At 67.2% G+C, this 15966-nt stretch carries 15 protein-coding genes; 7 read left to right on the top strand and 8 right to left on the bottom strand.

Features of this window, described 5'->3' with window-relative positions; translation table 11 throughout:
- Positions 1–195: 195 nt before the first annotated feature.
- The gene (locus BKA25_RS22020) at positions 196–1401 is read right to left on the bottom strand and encodes an MFS transporter (RefSeq protein WP_157420959.1); all 1206 of its coding nucleotides are present in this window, start codon (positions 1399–1401) and stop codon (positions 196–198) included.
- A 224-nt stretch (positions 1402–1625) separates the two neighbouring features.
- Here BKA25_RS22020 and BKA25_RS22015 point away from each other — a divergent pair, with 224 nt between their 5' ends.
- On the top strand, positions 1626–2360 hold the full coding sequence (locus tag BKA25_RS22015; protein ID WP_069846984.1) for a glucose 1-dehydrogenase: 735 nt from the start codon (positions 1626–1628) through the stop codon (positions 2358–2360).
- 8 nt (positions 2361–2368) lie between these two features.
- Here the strand turns inward: BKA25_RS22015 and BKA25_RS28785 are convergent, their stop codons facing one another.
- On the bottom strand, positions 2369–4078 hold the full coding sequence (locus BKA25_RS28785; protein ID WP_512699159.1) for an AfsR/SARP family transcriptional regulator: 1710 nt from the start codon (positions 4076–4078) through the stop codon (positions 2369–2371).
- A gap of 418 nt (positions 4079–4496) precedes the next feature.
- Between BKA25_RS28785 and mrf the strand changes: the two genes are divergently transcribed.
- On the top strand, positions 4497–5726 hold the full coding sequence (gene mrf / locus BKA25_RS22005) for a ribosome hibernation factor-recruiting GTPase MRF (RefSeq protein ID WP_069846987.1): 1230 nt from the start codon (positions 4497–4499) through the stop codon (positions 5724–5726).
- Positions 5727–5888: 162 nt separating this feature from the next.
- A complete protein-coding gene (gene rpmF, locus BKA25_RS22000) occupies positions 5889–6050 on the top strand; it encodes a 50S ribosomal protein L32 (RefSeq protein WP_069846989.1) in 162 nt (53 codons plus the stop codon).
- A 179-nt stretch (positions 6051–6229) separates the two neighbouring features.
- On the opposite strand, the gene BKA25_RS21995 is transcribed toward rpmF, so the two are convergent.
- The 5 genes from BKA25_RS21995 to BKA25_RS21975 all read right to left on the bottom strand — a co-directional run bounded on the left by BKA25_RS21995 (position 6230) and on the right by BKA25_RS21975 (position 10331).
- Complete coding sequence (locus BKA25_RS21995; RefSeq protein WP_069846991.1) at positions 6230–6913, bottom strand: response regulator; 684 nt, start codon at positions 6911–6913, stop codon at positions 6230–6232.
- Positions 6910–8094, bottom strand: a complete 1185-nt coding sequence (locus tag BKA25_RS21990) for a sensor histidine kinase (RefSeq protein WP_236750490.1) — start codon at positions 8092–8094, stop codon at positions 6910–6912. Before BKA25_RS21990 ends, BKA25_RS21995 begins: the two co-directional genes overlap by 4 nt.
- Positions 8095–8104: 10 nt before the next feature.
- On the bottom strand, positions 8105–8941 hold the full coding sequence (locus tag BKA25_RS21985; RefSeq protein ID WP_069846994.1) for a CPBP family intramembrane glutamic endopeptidase: 837 nt from the start codon (positions 8939–8941) through the stop codon (positions 8105–8107).
- Positions 8942–9122: 181 nt separating this feature from the next.
- Positions 9123–9524, bottom strand: a complete 402-nt coding sequence (locus tag BKA25_RS21980; RefSeq protein WP_216637793.1) for a nuclear transport factor 2 family protein — start codon at positions 9522–9524, stop codon at positions 9123–9125.
- A 141-nt stretch (positions 9525–9665) separates the two neighbouring features.
- The gene (locus BKA25_RS21975; RefSeq protein ID WP_069846995.1) at positions 9666–10331 is read right to left on the bottom strand and encodes a hydrolase; all 666 of its coding nucleotides are present in this window, start codon (positions 10329–10331) and stop codon (positions 9666–9668) included.
- Positions 10332–10572: 241 nt separating this feature from the next.
- Here BKA25_RS21975 and BKA25_RS21970 point away from each other — a divergent pair, with 241 nt between their 5' ends.
- Complete coding sequence (locus BKA25_RS21970; RefSeq protein WP_311734523.1) at positions 10573–11505, top strand: LysR family transcriptional regulator; 933 nt, start codon at positions 10573–10575, stop codon at positions 11503–11505.
- 10 nt (positions 11506–11515) lie between these two features.
- On the opposite strand, the gene BKA25_RS21965 is transcribed toward BKA25_RS21970, so the two are convergent.
- Positions 11516–11977, bottom strand: coding sequence for a MarR family winged helix-turn-helix transcriptional regulator (locus BKA25_RS21965; RefSeq protein WP_069846999.1), 462 nt, complete (start codon positions 11975–11977; stop codon positions 11516–11518).
- A gap of 29 nt (positions 11978–12006) precedes the next feature.
- Between BKA25_RS21965 and BKA25_RS21960 the strand changes: the two genes are divergently transcribed.
- The 3 genes from BKA25_RS21960 (at position 12007) to BKA25_RS21950 (ending at position 15950) form a co-directional block, all read left to right on the top strand.
- On the top strand, positions 12007–13029 hold the full coding sequence (locus BKA25_RS21960) for a quinone oxidoreductase family protein (RefSeq protein ID WP_084642571.1): 1023 nt from the start codon (positions 12007–12009) through the stop codon (positions 13027–13029).
- Between the two features lie 492 nt (positions 13030–13521).
- Complete coding sequence (locus BKA25_RS21955; RefSeq protein ID WP_069847000.1) at positions 13522–14910, top strand: hemolysin family protein; 1389 nt, start codon at positions 13522–13524, stop codon at positions 14908–14910.
- Positions 14907–15950, top strand: a complete 1044-nt coding sequence (locus tag BKA25_RS21950) for a CNNM domain-containing protein (RefSeq protein ID WP_069847002.1) — start codon at positions 14907–14909, stop codon at positions 15948–15950. Before BKA25_RS21955 ends, BKA25_RS21950 begins: the two co-directional genes overlap by 4 nt.
- Positions 15951–15966: the final 16 nt, after the last annotated feature.

Raw genomic sequence — 15966 nt, 5'->3', positions numbered from 1 at the left:
TAGGGTCAGTGGTTCGATCCCCCAGCTTCACGCATGAATGGCGAGTGCTCGTGGCGAGCACTCGCCTTGTGCGTTTCGCGACGATATTGCGGGGCCGACCCCCGCAGGCCCCACGGTGCGGGTTTCGTGCGGTTCGTTCCGGACCGGCTGGTGTGAGTGGCGGTGATGACGACGACCTTCCCGCGCGCCTCTCCTTCATCCGGTCATCTCCTTGATTCGACGCTCTTTCAGCAGCTCGGCGAGGGCGAGAAGGAAACCTGCTGCGGCGATGACCGCTCCAGCGAGAATGACGAACTGCAGGCCGTGGCCCTGGTCGAGGATGGTTCCGCCGAGCCAGGATCCGAAGGCGATGCCGATGTTCATTGCGGCGATGTTGACGGCGAGTGCGAGTGTCGGTGCGTCCGAACCGGCGGAACGCATCACCCGAGCCTGGAGAGCGGGAAGGATCGCGCCGAAGGACAGGCCGAAGACGAACAGTCCGACCGCAGATGGCCAGCGGTTGGTGGCGAGCAGTGCGTAGAGGGCGAGCACGACGGGAACGGCGGCGAGGACGCCGGTCAGCGAAGGTAGAAGCGTCCGATCGGTGAGTCGGCCTCCGATGATGCTGCCGGTGAATGCGCCGAGTCCGAATAGCAGCAGTAGGCCGCCGGTTGCCTGCGCGGGGTATCCGCTGAGATTCTCGAGGATGGGGGCGATGAACGTGTAGGCAGCGAAGACACCACCGCAGCTCAGAGCGCTCATCGCGATCGCCATCAGCACCGGCCTGCGACGCAGTACCCGGAGTTCTCCGACGACGGAGTCCTTCCCGGTCCGCTGTATTCCCTCTGGAGCGGGGATCACCACCCTGACCAGCACGAGCGCGAGTGCCCCCAGGGCGGCAACGGCCCACAGGGTGGACCGCCAGCCCCAACTAGCCGCAAGCAGTGTGCCCAGCGGGACCCCGAGCACATTGGCCATGTTCAGGCCGATCGCCAGCCGGGCGATCGCGGCGCCCTGCTTGTGAGCAGGCACCGCGCCCGCGCCGATCACCAGCGCGAGCGCGAAGAAGGTGCAGTGCGTCAGTGCGCTGGCGATCCGGCTGATCAGCAGAATCTCGTACGTTGGCGCGATAGCACCGAGCGCATTTCCGGCGACAAACAAGATCATCAACCCGAGCATCAGCGGCCTACGCGAGAACCGCGCGGTCAGTAATGTGATCGCAGGCCCGGCGAGCACGATGGCGATCGCATAGGCGCTCACCAGCATCCCGGCAGCGTAGATGGTCACGTCGAGGTCGGTGGCGATGCTGGGCAGTAGGCCCGCGATGACGAACTCAGCACTCCCGACGGTGAACAGGCTGAGCATGAGCACCGTGATCGTCCGGTTCACCGCTCGTCCCGTGATGCGTACGTCGTCGGGCACGTCGTCTCGGTGCGTGCTGGCGGCAAGGTCATCCGCTCTCCTCAATCGTCGGTCATTCGGTTCGACGATCGCGGGTGTCGGCCAGGGGCCGACCAAGGACGGACCAAGGCCGAGCACCGGCCGACTGTTCCGGCGGCTACTGGTTCGTCCTTGACCGGGGCTTGAACGCAGATCGCGAAGGTGAGGGCGCAATACCTGCCCTCAGCAAGTGGAGAACCACACAGATGAACCTTGTAGGAAAGAACGCGCTCGTCACGGCGGGTTCGCGCGGGATCGGCCGAGCCATCGCCACGGTGCTTGCCGCCCGCGGAGCCAGCGTCGTCATCAACTATCACCAGGACCGGCAGGCCGCCGAGTCACTTGTCGAGTCCATCACCGATGCCGGCGGCACAGCGTTCGCCGTTCGGGCCGATCTGGGCGATGCGGCCGACGTCGGCAGACTGTTCTCCGAGACCACTTCAGCGCTGGGCGGTCTTGACATCGTCGTCAACAACATCGGCATCAACCTCGTCGCCCCGATCGCGGAGACCGACGAAGCCGACTTCGACCGCACGGTCGCAGTGAACTTCAAGGGCTCGTTCTTGGTGATGAAGCACGCCGCCGGACTGGTGTCCGACAACGGCCGGATCGTCAACATCTCCACGGGAAACACCCGCGTCACGATGCCGTTCATCGGTGTCTACGCCGGTACCAAGGCGGCGGTGGAGCAGCTGACCTTCTCGCTCGCCAAGGAACTCGGCGCACGCGACGTGACGGTCAACGCCGTGCTGCCGGGCCTCACCGACACCGACGGCCTGCGCCCGGAGATTCGGGAGAACGCCCAGTCCATCGTTCAGATGACCCCGCTCGGGCGCATCGGAAACCCCGAGGACATCGCCGAAGTCGTCGCGTTCCTCGCCTCAGACGAAGCGCGGTGGATCACCGGCCAGACCATCGGCGCCTCTGGCGGTCTGTCCTAACGAACACCTCAGACGGCGGCCGCCGGAATCCTGGCTCCGGTCCACTCCCGGACATCGGTTGGGAGACACTCCGGCGGCCGCGTCTCGTCGTGATGGGTGAGAACATGCAGTCGCATCAGCTCGGGAAACCGGAAAAGTGTTGATCCATCCTCGCCAATCCCGACGACCATCAGCGCGTGTGCGGCGACCAGTTCCGCCAGCGGGCACTCCGCGCTGCCTGAGTCGACGCCGAGCATCGCCGCGGATTGCTCGACGGTGAACGGTTGCGTCCCGAGCGAGACGAGCCGCCGGAACGCCCACCGATACGGCGGTGTGAACCTGTGGAAAGCCTCCTCGAATCGTTCTGCGGGATCATGGTCTCCGGTGACGAGTTCCTGAAGTCGCCGCGCGGGGTCCTCCATCCGGGTTGCCAGTTCGTCGATCGGCCACAGCGGACGCGCGAGGAGTTTTTCCGCCGCCGCGCGAATCGCCAACGGCAGACCCTCGCAGAGCTGGACCAGACGTGTCGCAGTCTCGGGCTCGCGGGCAACGCGGTCCGCACCGAGCAGGCTGGCCAGCATCGCAACGCCCTCGGTCGGGCCCAACGGGCCGACGGTGGTCACCGAGGCCCCGTCGAGGCCGGCCAGCCGCGTGCGAGCGGCGACGATGACGGCGCAGCCCGAGCCGGCCGGTAGCAGCGGTCGTACCTGCGCTGCGTCACTCGCGTCGTCCAGCACAACCAGTATCCGCCGGTCAGCGGTCGAACTCCGGTACAGGCGCTCTCGGTCCGCCAGGTTCGGGGGAATCTCGTGCTCGGCGATGCCCACCGAACGCAGGAACGACCCGAGCACGGTGCAGGGGTCGCCCGAACCGAGCCGGGCGAACAACTGTCCATCGGGAAAATCGGCACGCAGATCGTGCCCTGCACGCACTGCTAACAGGGTCTTGCCGATCCCGGTCTGCCCCGTGAGGACAGCGACGGCCGGTGACTTCGATCGGCTTTCGCGGAGCCCGGTGAGCTTGGTGAGGATGTCTTCTCGTCCGACGGGAGTGACAGCCACGGCCGGTAACTCCGCCGGTAGGACCCTCGTCCTCCCCGAAGACGTGTTCCCCGGCGCGAGACGAACAGCATTCGTGAGCAGCGCAAGGTGAAGATCGGACAACCGATCCGAGGGATCCAGCCCAAGCTCGGCACCGAGACGCTTGCGAAGGCCTTCGAACACGTCGAGTGCACGGCTACGGTCCCCAACCCCAGCCAGCGCCGTCATGAACTGGACATGGAAACCCTCGTGGAACGGATGCTCACGGGTCAGCAGCGCGAGGTCGTCTACGACTTCGCGGTACCTGCCGAGTTTCATTGCGGCATCGACGGCTTCCGCGTGGGCCTGCGTGCGCTGCCGCTCGATGTGCTCGATTCGAGCAGCCAGCGCACTGCCGGGTTCGACGTCCTCCAGGGCGCGACCGCGCCACAACCCCAGGGCTTCCCGGAACATGGCCAGCGCCTCAGCCGTGTCCTGGTCGCCCATTGCCGCACGAGCGTGGCGGACTGTGGCATCGAACTGCTGCAGGTCCAGCTCATTCTCGGCAAGGCGGAGCACGTAACCGTCGGCCCGGGACTCGATCAGCGTCTTTCCGGCATCGCCGAGTTGTCGCCTGATCTGGTAGACGTAGGTCTGGACGGTCTTGCGCGCTAGCCGAGGCGGTCCGGATTCCCACAGTTCGTCGATGAGCGACCCCATCGACACCGGGCGGTTGTAGTTCACCAGAAGCATCGCCAGAACCCGGCGCGGCATCGCCGCCGACACCGGACCATCCGGGGCTTCGTCCACATCGAAAGGGCCGAGAACCCGAAACCGCAACCCGTCACCCTCTTCCGCTTCTGGTGCCTGAGCCGCCGGGCGGGCGAACCATGCTCACTGGTGCACCGCGATCACTGGTGCAACACGAGCAGGCCCGTCGATATTTCGGGAGCGCCACACCCACTTTCAACAACCTGGCCTGTCCCGCGACGCCCTGGCATGCGGTCCCGGTCCTGGTGTCGCGGCCGCAGGTCTGGCCGAGCCGCGACCGGGGGTCCGACGGTGCTGGCAGCACTACTACGCGACACGGTGCAGCCTTATTGAGAACGGTTGTCGTTGTCGGCTAGGGTCTGGCGTTGTGACCGACGCGAACCGAACCCCACTGATCTTGAGCTGCGGAATCTCCCGAGATGCGAACCAGCGTCTGGCGGACCGACTCGGTGGCGACGGCACAGCCGTGGTCCACCACGACCTTCGGCAGATCTCGTCGGGCGTGGTCCTGCGTACGGTGAAAATCGGCTCGCGCGAGTCCTCGACCACGCTGGAGCTGGCCCACGGCTGTGTGTCCTGCACGCTGCGGGAGGACCTGCTCCCGCTGCTGTGTGAACTCGCAGGCAGGCAGGACGTGGCACGCATCGTGGTGCAGCTCGACGAGACCATGGAACCCGAGCGCGTGAGCTGGGCTATGGACAATGTGCTCGTCGGAGAGGGTGTCGTCACCGACGTCGCCGAGATCCAAGCGATCGTCGCCACCTTCGACGAGGGAACGTGGTTCGAGGATGCCTCGGGAAACGAGACGTTGGCGGAGCGTGGCCTGCTCGGAGCGCCCGGGGACCAGCGCACCCTCGCTCAAGTCGCTCTCGCCCAGGTCGAATTCGCCGACGTACTCGTCGCGGCAGGCCGGGCAACCGACACGTGGACGGCCGCCAAGACTGCGGCGGTCCTGCGGCGGGTGGCACCGTCGGCGGTGACCCTGGAACTGTCCACCGTTGACGAGCGAACGCTCCTGGACGCTGTGCAGGCAACCGCGCGGCGTGGGGAGATCGATGACCCGCACGGATCGTTGCTGCGGGGCGAGCCGCCCTTGCACGCCGACTGCGGCATCACGGTCGTGCCGTTCTCCGCACGCAGGCCGTTCCACCCCATGCGCTTGTACGACGCCCTCGACGTACTGCTGGAAGGGGTGATCCGCACTCGCGGTCGGGTGTGGATCGCCAGCCAACCCGACATCGCGCTCTGGATCGAATCGGCGGGCGGTGGCCTGAACATCGGATATCTCGGCGCGTGGCTCGGTGCGGCGGACGGCCCGGGGTGGGACGACGTATCTCCCGAGCGCCGGGCCTTCGCCTCGCTGCGGTGGGATCCGGTATTCGCCGATCGTGATCAAGAGTTCGTCGTCGTCGCACATGATGCGTACTCACACGACATCGAGGAAGCCCTCCGCGATGCATTGCTGACCGACGAAGAACTCGCCGACGGACCGGAGGCTTGGGCGCATTATCCCGATCCTTTCGTCAGGGAACCGGACGATGCTGCCGAATCCGCCGGGGAGATCTCGGCGAGCAATACGGGCGGATTCGATAACTGAATCTATTCGGCCTGGCATTCCGTGGCGTTCTGGGCCTGTCGACCGGTGCGGGGCTCGGCCGCGTATTCCGGTACTTCCCGGAACGAAACCCGGCTGCCGCATGGCTTACGCCGGGCAGCGAGAGCAATCGTGACGACACGATAATCAGAAGGAGCAGCGAACATGGCGGTCCCCAAGCGAAAGACCTCGCGATCCAACACCCGATCGCGTCGGGCTCAATGGCTCAAGACGACCCCGCCGGATCTGGTGCCGATCGTCGTCAACGGCGAACGCCAGCTGGTGCCGCGTCGGCTGGTGGCGTACTTCCAGCGGTACGGAAACTAGCTTCGCACGGGCAGGCCCACCCCATGCGGAGAAAGCGAACTCGTGCCGACCGACGGAAATCCAGCGTCCGGCGGTGCGGTACGAGTTCACGCACGGCCATCGACATAGCGCGAATGACACCTGGGTGCGAGCTGCGATACCGACGAAATAGCGGAATCGCAGCGTGTGGCCGTTGCCGCTCAGCGCTCGGGCTGCACCAGTCCGATCCGGTAGGCGAGTACGACTGCCTGCACCCGGTCGCGTAAGTCGAGTTTGGTGAGGATTCGGGACACGTAGGTCTTCACCGTCTCCGCCGCGATGACCAGCTGCGCGGCGATCTCGGCGTTGGACAGGCCTGCGGCGAGCTGTTCGAGAACCTCCAGTTCGCGGCGGGTGAGCGTCCGCACGACGTGGTCTCGTTCCGGGTGCGCCGTGTCGTTGGGGCGCAGCCGTTCGGCGAAGCGCCCGATCAGGGTGCGGGTGACCGCGGGCGCCAATAGGGACTCGCCCCGGGCGATCGTGCGGATGCCGTCGATCAGCTGGCGCGGCGGGGTGTCCTTGAGCAGGAAACCGCTGGCACCCGCGCGAAGGGCGTCGAAGACATACGCATCGACGTTGAAGGTGGTGACCACCAGAACCTTCGGCGGTGCCTCGACCTCGGGACCGGCAAGCCGCCGGGTCGCCTCGATGCCGTCCAGAACCGGCATGCGGACGTCCATCACGACCACGTCGGGGCGCAGTCGCCTGCCCAGCTCGACCGCCTCGCGGCCGTCCGCTGCCTCGCCGACGACCGTCATATCCGGCTGTGTCGAGAGAATGGTGACGTACCCGGTACGAACCAAGGCCTGATCCTCGCAGATCAGGAGACGAATCGACTCGGTCATTCGGCACTTCCCATTGGGATCAAGGCTCGGACACGGAATCCGCCTTCCGGGCGTGGCTCGGCCACCAGCTCGCCGTCGAGCATCCGCACCCGTTCCCGCAGCCCGCTGAGGCCACGTCCGCCGGAGCCGACCGGGGTGCCGGTGGCGGCTCCCGTGGTGGTCACCTCGATCTCGACGTGCTCGTCGCCATGTCGGACGCGGACCGTGGTCGGTTGTCCGGCCGCGTATTTGATGGCGTTGGTCAGCGTTTCTTGGACCACCCGATAGGCCGTGAGCTCCACGTCGACCGGCTGCGGCCCGCTGGTGCCCTGCTCGACCAGTTCGACGGGCTGCCCCGACAGTCGGGCCTGCTCCACCAGATCGCTCAGCCTGCCCAAGGTCGGTGTCGTGGCCGGGGTCGGCGAATCACCGGTCGCCTCCAGCACGTCCAGTAACGCACGCAGCTCGGTCAGTGCTCGGCGTCCGGTCTCGCTGATCGCGGTCAGCCCGCCTTCGACGCTTGCCGGTGCGGTGTCGAACACGAACTGCGCCGCATCGGCCTGGACGACCATCGCGGTCACATGATGGGTGACCACGTCGTGGAGGTCGCGGGCGATGCGCGCCCGCTCGGCGGCCGTGGCGACCTCGGCAGCCAACCGCTCGCGTTCGGCCCCTTCGGCTCGCCACCTGCGCACCCCGCTCCCGACCAACCAGACCACCGCCAACAACAGATAGAACGCGAGGTAATCGAGAAATTGCTGCGGCGACCCGAGTTCGTGCAGGACGGCCGCGAGCACCACGTAACTCGTCGTCAGCACCGCAGCCAGGACCAGCCGGAACCGGGCAAGGTGTGCTCCCGCGGCATACAGGGCCAGCAGGAAACCCACTTTCGCGAAGGTATCCGGATAACCCAACACCTGGCTGACCGCGAAGCCGCCGCCGATGACCAGGACACACCCGGCAGGCCACCGGCTCCGCACTACCAGGGGCAGACACAGCGTCAGCGTCAACACCAGCCCGAGCACCGCGCCGGACGTGCCTGCCTGTTGTCGCGGCAGATCACCGATCTCCGGTCCGATGTGGGCCACCGTGGGGACGAAGGCCAGTACCGTGACTCCCGCCGCCAACGCGATGTCCTGCAGGGGAACCGGGCGGTCGCGCCGCCGGACCATGGCGCGCAGAGATGCCGGGTCAACGAGCACCCGGCGTAGCCTAGCGGCGGCGCCAGGGCACCAGGTTCCCGCGCTTGCGGGCGGCGATCAGCATGGGAACGGCGAGCAACAGACTCACGGCGATGGGGGCGATCGACGCCTCGATACCGAAGTCACCACCGGTCAACAGGTCCGGTCCGATCGGCTGGGTGTCCAGCACCCCGGCGTTCTCATGGCCGGAGACGGGGATGCCGAGTAACGCCACGCAGGTGTTCCAGGCGAAGTGCAGGCCGACGACCAACCAGATATTGCGTCGCCAGAGGAATGCCGCACCGAGCAGCACCCCGGCCTCGACGGCGATCGCGAAGGAACTCCACAGCGTGGCGCCCGGGTTGGCCAGGTGCAGCAGTCCGAACAGCACGGCGGTGATCGCCAGTGCGATCGCACTGCCGCACCACCGTTCCAACGCCTGCAACAACAGGCCCCGGAAGATCAACTCCTCGGTCACCGCCGCCCACAGCTGGACGACCACCATGCCCGCCACGATGGCCATGACGTCGCCGGACACTGGGGCGAAGGAGAACTCCGTGAACACCATGAGCACCGAGGCCGTGATCATGACCACCCCGAGCACGACGCCGATCACCGTGTGGGACACCGCCCGCCTCGGCGCGATCTCCGGCGTTGCGCGCCGGGCCAGGTGACGCATGACCAGTCGATAGACGGCGACCGAAGCCACCGCACCGACAATGGCCAGCACCGGATGCCCGCCCTGGGTCAGCGCCGATACCGCGCCGATTCCGAGGATGCCGACCAGCATCCAGCCCATTGGCGACCGCGTGATGCGGGCGAATCGCCCGATCCCGCGATCCGTGTGTGCGGCGGTATCCGCGTCCACCCATGACCTCCATCGTCACCCGGCTCTCCAACGGGTTGAAGGCTAGGAGCGCGCGGCTGGCGGGGAATCCCCGCTGAGCGGACGATTCGGGTAGCTCTCACGGGGGAGGCGGCGAAGGGAGGCACTCTCGATGGCGGGAAGCGAACCGCTATTGGACTGCGGAGACTCCGTGCGGACTCCCTCACACCATCGGATTCCCGTTGGCGGTTGCCTCCGGCAGGGTGAGGTCTTGCACGACGTCCCAGTGCTCGACGATGCGATCGTTCTCCAACCGGAAGACGTCGACGATCACCACCGGCCCGGGTGCCCAGCCGTGGACGAGGCTGTGGGTGAACACGAGGTCGCCTTGGGCCGCGGTGCGTTGCGGCTCCCACGAGAAGCCCTGTAGTCGGGGTACCGCCGTGCGCAGTGCGTCCACACCGTTGGGCAGCTGCGGGCTGTGCTGCACGTAGGGCTCTGCCCAGTAGCGGTCCAGCGCGGTGAGGTCGCCATCGACGAAGAGCTCGCGCATCGCGGTGCGGACGATCGCGGTGTTGCGCTCGGCCCGATCGCTCTCGGTGCCTGCGCCGGTGTCGGTTGTCATGATCACGCCTTCACGATGGGACCGATGGGTGTGGGTGCAGGGCGGCCCTCGAAAGGCGGCCGGTATACCCGGGAAGGGCAAGCGGGTCTAGCGCACGACTCGTGCGCTAGACCCACCCCCCGACTCGACAAAACGTCGGAACTACCTGCCGATGCCACCGGCGGGCGGAGTGGTGGCCAGCAACTGCAGCTCCCAGGCGAAGGCCACCCCGGTGCCGCCACCGTGCTCGGTGAGCATCCCGGTGAGCGCATCGACGGTCTCCGTACGGGCCCAGTCGCGCTGCCATTCAGAGGCCACGGCGAGCCAGGTGATCGGGACCACGCCTGCCTGCACCAAGCGGCGCACCGCCATGTCGTGCGACTCCGCGCTGGCTCCACCGCTGGCGTCCGTGACGACGAAGACGTCGTAGCCCTCGCCCAACGCCTGGAGTGCGGGCATCGCGACGCAGACCTCGGTCCACAGGCCTGCGATGATCAGCTGCTTGCGGCCGGTCTTCTCCACCACGTCGACGACGTTGCGGTCCTGCCAGGTGTTGACCCACGTCCGGTTGATCGGCGTCTGCTCCGGGAAGACGTCCTGGATCTGCTTGATGATGTTGCCGCCGCGTTCCTCCAGGACCGTGGTCAGCACGGTGGGGACGTCGAACGCCTTCGCGGCCTTGGCCAGACCGGTCACGTTGTTGACGATCGTGGCCGGGTCGTGGCTGTTGAGGTTCGCGAACTGGAAGGGCTGGTGGTCGATGAGGACCAGAATGCTGTCCTCGGGGGTGAGCAGTGCTTCGAGCCCGGCCTTTGCGGTACGCGTCACGTTCTTCTCCTGCGTGAATGGGTGCGACGTTCGATGGTGCGAGTCAGAAGTGCGCGGGCGGCGCCACCCGGTGGACCGGCAGGTTTCAGCGAGGTCCGCACGATCGGGAAGATCGGGACAGAACTAGCTTGACCAGCGACAACGGGAACGCTTGCGGTGTTCTCCGTGTCGTGGACGACGCTACGTCGATGATCGTTCGGCGTCCAAGACTTGTCCGAGCACGCAGCGATAGAATTCGGCTATCGATATCAGTCCCCGCGTACTGCGCTATTTCATAGCCGTGGCCGAGGAGCTCCACTTCGGCCGCGCGGCGATGCGGCTCTACATCTCCCAGCCGTCGTTGAGCCATCAGATCCGCAAGCTGGAGGAAACGCTCGAAACGCCGCTCTTCGTGCGTTCGAGCCGTCGGGTGCAGCTCACCGCCGCAGGTCGCACCTTGGCCAAGGAGGCACCGATCGCGCTGGCCGCGCTGGAGCAGGCCGTGCAGCTCACCCGACGGGTCGGGTCGGGGATCGTGACGACGATTCGGCTGGGCTACACCCCGGTCACGGGTTTCGACACACTTAAAACGCTGCTGACCGCGCTCCAAGAGGAGCACCCCGACGTCACGGTCAACCCGCAGGAGTTATTCAGCGCCGAGATTCCCGGCCGTCTCTGCGATGGCGATCTGGATCTCGGCCTCGCGCTCTCGCCGCCACCGGTCGACGGGGTAGCAGGCGAGATTCTCCGCCGGGAGCCCATTTCCGCGCTGCTGTGCGATAGCCAGCGCCTCGCCGAAGCACCGAAGATCCCGGTGGCGGAACTGCGTGACGAGACGCTGCTGCTGTTCCCGAGGCGCCTCGCCCCGATGTACTACGACGGCATCATCGCCGCGTGTCGTCAAGCCGGTTTCGAGCCGGAGGTGCGGGCCTTCGAGGACCCGCCGTTGAGCGCCATGCTCGCCCGGCTCGCCAGCCGAGGCGAGATCGGCCTGGCACCCACCTCGCTCGCCGAACATGTCGCGAAGTCCAACACCAGCATCGTCGTCCGCGAGGTCGTCGATCCGTCGATTCGGGCCGACCTCTCGATCCTGTGGCCCACCAACGATCTCGCACCCGCCCTCGCAGCCGTCCTGGACACCGCTCGCCGCTGCGCGCAACGCAACGGCTGGCTTGGCGGCAGTCCCATCACGTAGCGCGGACCCATCACATAGTGCGGGAAGAGTCCTGCTGTTCGGCCATTGCGGTCCATAGTTCGCGCATCAGATCGGTCGTCGCATCGAGTCGATCGCCGTGGCGACGGGCGAACTCGGCGACCAGTGGGGCGCGGGCGGCGCGAGCCTGGGCGGCCAGGTCACGCCCCCGCTCGGTCAACAGCAGGGTGACGGCACGTCCGTCCGATTCGGAGGCGGCGCGGGTGACGAGCCCGTCGTCGACCAGTCGGGAGATCAGCCGACTGGGATGTCCGGACTCGGCGACCAGGTGCTCGGCGAGCTGCTTCAACGTCACCGGACCGAGGGCGTCCAGGGCCATCAGGGCCTCGGCCTGCACGCAGGTCAGGCCGAGCGGCCGAAACCGCGTGGCCAATGCGGCATTGAGTTCGGTGGTGAGCTTCCGGACCGCGAAGGCGAACCTCAGGACGGCGTTCTCGTCAGATTCAGGTGACATGTCATCTATTTCTGGCTAGGCTGAATTACATGACACGTTACCTAAACTCGTCCGGGGTCGAGCGGTCCGCCGTCCGGATCGAGCGTTTCGGCACCATCCCCGCCGGCCCGAGTCGCCAGGCCGAGACGCGAGCGCCGAGGGGTCCTCGGGCACTGGTCCGGATCACCCATGCCTCGGTGGGCGTGACCGATGTGATGGCGGCGCGCGGGGACTACCTGCTTCAACCGAGACGGGGTTTCGTGCCCGGTTACGACCTCGTCGGCATCATCGAGTACCTGCCGTCGGGGGATGCCCGTGGCCTGCGCATCGGACAGCGGGTGGCGGCCGTGCTGCCCCGGATGGGCGCGCACGCCACGGTGATCGACGTTCCCACCTCACTGCTTGTCCCGATCCCCGACGGACTCGACAGTGCGATCGCCGCGACCGTGCCGCTGGACGCCGTGACCGCAGGCTGTGCGCTGGAGGCCCTGCGGCCGGACGGCCGCCCCATCCTGGTGCAGGGCGCAGGCGGGGCCGTCGGCTCCTGGGCGGTCCAACTGGCCTCGGCGGGTGGTCGGACCGTCTACGGCACGGCATCACGACGATCGCGGGAGCATGCCGAGAGGTTCGGGGCCACGGTGCTCGACTACGGCGATTTCGGCTGGATCGACGAGCTGCGCGCCATCACCGGCGGCGGAGTCTCCGCAGCGATCGACCACACCGGAAGCCGGGCCTTGCGTCGGGCCGTCCGACCGTCCGGCCGCATCGTCCGCATCGCTTTCGGCGGCAGCCCCGGCACGCAGTGCGCTGCAACCGCAGCCGGATCCCTGGCCACCCAACTGCGTCGCTATGCGCGTCCCGACGAACGCCTCTGCTCGGTTCCGATGCTGCTCATGACTCGTCGCGACCGCTGTCGGCGGCTACTGGCCGAGCTGTTGGCCGGGGTCGCCGCAGGGCGGTTGATCGCACCCGGTCCGAGGTTGTTCGCGCTGAGCGACTACGCCGGCGCGATGGCCGCCGCCGAGGCAGGCGATCCCGGCGAGAAGATCGTCCTCACCACCGACGAGCATTGAAACCGCCGATAGACCGCTGTTCGCCGGGGAGGAGCGGATCAGAACGCCGTGCGGGCCCATTCGGAGCTGCGCACCGAGGTGCCGCCCCGGGAACTCGTCGACCTGGCCAACGCGATCTCGTTGGGTTGCGCGGGCGACCCGCTGACCGCGCACGCCGTGCGCGCCGCGACGCGCCGTGAGGGTCGGTGCGCGCCCCGCGCGGACGTCTCGTGTGAAGCTGGCCTCGAACGCCCGACGCGCCTCGGCGGTCGACGCCTCACCACCGCAAACGGCCTCGTAAAAGCGACATAGTGCTCATACGTATCATCGGGGGCGGTCGTACCGTGGGTCGCCAGACCCCTCCGCGCGGCCCTGTCATCACTGGAGAGTGAAACCCTTTATGGACTCGTCCGCGAGCCCAGGGTCGTCAGCCGACGACCCCAGTCATAGTCCGTCGCCTCGTTCCGCGGCCCAGGCGTCTGCCTGTCGTGACCGCAGCAGCGAGGTGCTCTCATGATCGCCGCAGCGCTTACCCTTCTGCTCGGCGTCGTCGTAATTCTCGTGATCATCGCAGCGAACGGGTACTTCGTCGCCCAGGAATTCGCCTACATGTCCGTCGACCGAGCCAGGTTGCGGGCCCGGGCAGCCGAGGGCGACGCGGCAGCCCGCCGTGCCTTGCAGGTCACCGGCCGAACCTCGTTCATGCTCTCGGGCGCCCAACTCGGCATCACGGTCACCGGCCTGCTGGTCGGTTATGTCGCGGAGCCGCTGGTAGGGGAGTCCCTGGCCGTACTCCTCGGCGACACCGGCCTATCGGCTGCGGTCGCCATCTCCATCGGAACCGTCGGCGCGCTCGTGGTGGCCTCGCTCGTCCAGATGATCTTCGGTGAACTCTATCCGAAGAACCTGGCGATCGCCGCACCGGAGCGCTTGGCCCGTGGTCTGTCCCGTTCCACCTTGATCTACCTGGCGGTGTTCGGGTGGTTGATCACGTTCTTCGATCACGCCGCGAATCTGCTGCTGCGCATCGTCCGGGTGGAGCCGGTACACGATGTCGACATCACGATGAACGCCGAGGACCTCAAGCGCGCGGTGGCCGACTCGCGGGCGAGCGGCGATCTGCCGCCCGAGCTGTCGATGCTCATCGATCGAGTACTCGACTTCCCGGATCAGGACGTGGCACACGCGATGGTGCCGCGTTCGCAGGTCGGAGTGGTCAATGCCGATACGACGATCGGCGAGCTGCGCAGCCTGATGGCAGGTGCCCATACCCGCTATCCGGTGCTGGACGAGTCGGAACAACCCGTCGGAACGGTGCAATTGGTCGACCTGTTGCGCAGCGATGCCTCCGACGGCGCGTCGGTGACGACGATCATGCGGCCACCGGTGGTCGTCTCGACCCTGATGCCGTTGCCCAACGCACTGGATCAGCTCACCCGGGAGCGCGGTGAGCTGGCCTGTGCGATCGACGAGTACGGCGGCTTCGCGGGCATTCTGACGGTCGAGGATCTCGCGGAGGAACTGGTCGGGGAGCTCACGGACGAACACGACGCGACGACCGCGCCCGACATCCTCGTCGAGGAGTCCGGCGTGTGGCGGGTCGGCGGGGATGTGCACATCGACGAGATCGAACGGGCCATCGGACATGTGTTGCCGACGGGCGACTACGAGACCTTCGCGGGTCTGTTCATCGCCTACCACGGTGCGTTGCCCACGGCCGGTGAGTCGATCGAGGTGGCGTTGCCGGAGGATCCGGGCGACCTGGTCGACACCGAACCGGTCCGTAGGGCGCTGCGCATCGAGGTCATCGAGCTGTCCGGACATGTCCCCGGCGAGCTGCGAGCTCGACTCGTCGAGGAACGCGGCACCGAGATCGACGACGAGGAAGGGAACGGACGATGAGCGCATTCTCCGTCATCGTGATCACGGTTCTCCTCATCGTGCTGAGCGCGTTCTTCGTGGTCATCGAGTTCGCGTTGCTCGGTGCGCGCAGGCATCGCCTGGAGGCCGAGGCCACCACCAGCCGGTCTGCTCGTGCCGCGCTGCGCGGCGCGCACGAACTCACCATCATGCTGGCCGTGGCACAGCTGGGGATCACCGCGTGCACCTTCGCGCTCGGCGCGGTCACCAAGCCAGCCGTCGACTATGCGCTGTCTCCGCTGTTCGCGGAGTGGGGACTGCCCGCGTGGCTCGCCGACGGCGGCGCCTTCGCGATCTCCTTGGTGTTCGTCACCTTCCTGCATCTCGTGGTGGGGGAGATGGCTCCCAAGTCCTGGGCCATCGCGCATCCGGAGACGGCGGCGAAGATCATCGGCGTGCCCTCCCGGGCCTTCGCCTGGGTGTTCCGACCGTTGCTGTTGTGGATCAACGCCATGGCGAACCGGCTCGTCGCCGCAAGCGGCATCACGCCGGTGGATCGGGCGGCGGTCGGCGGGCAGGATGTCGACACCATCCGTGCGCTGGTGGAGCATTCCGCCTCGGTGGGGACGCTCGAGGCGCCCTTCCGCAGGCAGCTGTCGGACGTGCTCGAATTGGAGCGGTTGACCGTCGGCGATCTGATTCGAAGCCGGGGCCTGCTCACCAGCGTGGGCCTGGATGCGTCGGTGGACGACGTCCGGCGCGCGGCCGCGGAGTCCGGTCACCTGCGCATCCTCATGACCGACGAGCAGGGTTCGCCATCCCGGCTGATCCACGTCCGGGACTGTCTACTGGAGGCACCCGACCGCCCGGCCGAGAGCATCGCCAGGTCGGTGCTGACCCTCGATGCGGCCACCGCCGTCTACGAGGCGCTCGCGCAGATGCGGGCCAGCAGCGAGCAGCTCGCACTCGTCGCCCGGGAGGGCGAGGTGGTCGGCGTGCTCACGGTGACGGACATCCTGCGTCGGATCATGCCGCGTGACGGCGCCAGGAAGGGTTCGAGTTCGTTGAGTCCCACCGGGTAATCGCGGCGCAGACACG

Origin of the sequence: Actinoalloteichus hymeniacidonis, from assembly GCF_014203365.1 — a bacterium.
Lineage (GTDB): Bacteria > Actinomycetota > Actinomycetes > Mycobacteriales > Pseudonocardiaceae > Actinoalloteichus_A > Actinoalloteichus_A hymeniacidonis.
The sequence above is the reverse complement of the archived record's forward strand: the minus strand, read 5'-3'. Positions and strand labels throughout refer to the sequence as shown.

Excerpts from the sequence above, each read along its gene's own strand:
- BKA25_RS22015 (WP_069846984.1), top strand. The coding sequence starts at position 1,626 with ATGAACCTTGTAGGAAAGAACGCGCTCGTCACGGCGGGTTCGCGCGGG.
- BKA25_RS28785 (WP_512699159.1), bottom strand. The coding sequence starts at position 4,078 with ATGGGGTCGCTCATCGACGAACTGTGGGAATCCGGACCGCCTCGGCTA.
- rpmF (WP_069846989.1), top strand. The coding sequence starts at position 5,889 with ATGGCGGTCCCCAAGCGAAAGACCTCGCGATCCAACACCCGATCGCGT.
- BKA25_RS21995 (WP_069846991.1), bottom strand. The coding sequence starts at position 6,913 with ATGACCGAGTCGATTCGTCTCCTGATCTGCGAGGATCAGGCCTTGGTT.
- BKA25_RS21980 (WP_216637793.1), bottom strand. The coding sequence starts at position 9,524 with ATGACAACCGACACCGGCGCAGGCACCGAGAGCGATCGGGCCGAGCGC.
- BKA25_RS21965 (WP_069846999.1), bottom strand. The coding sequence starts at position 11,977 with ATGTCACCTGAATCTGACGAGAACGCCGTCCTGAGGTTCGCCTTCGCG.
- BKA25_RS21960 (WP_084642571.1), top strand. The coding sequence starts at position 12,007 with ATGACACGTTACCTAAACTCGTCCGGGGTCGAGCGGTCCGCCGTCCGG.
- BKA25_RS21955 (WP_069847000.1), top strand. The coding sequence starts at position 13,522 with ATGATCGCCGCAGCGCTTACCCTTCTGCTCGGCGTCGTCGTAATTCTC.
- BKA25_RS21950 (WP_069847002.1), top strand. The coding sequence starts at position 14,907 with ATGAGCGCATTCTCCGTCATCGTGATCACGGTTCTCCTCATCGTGCTG.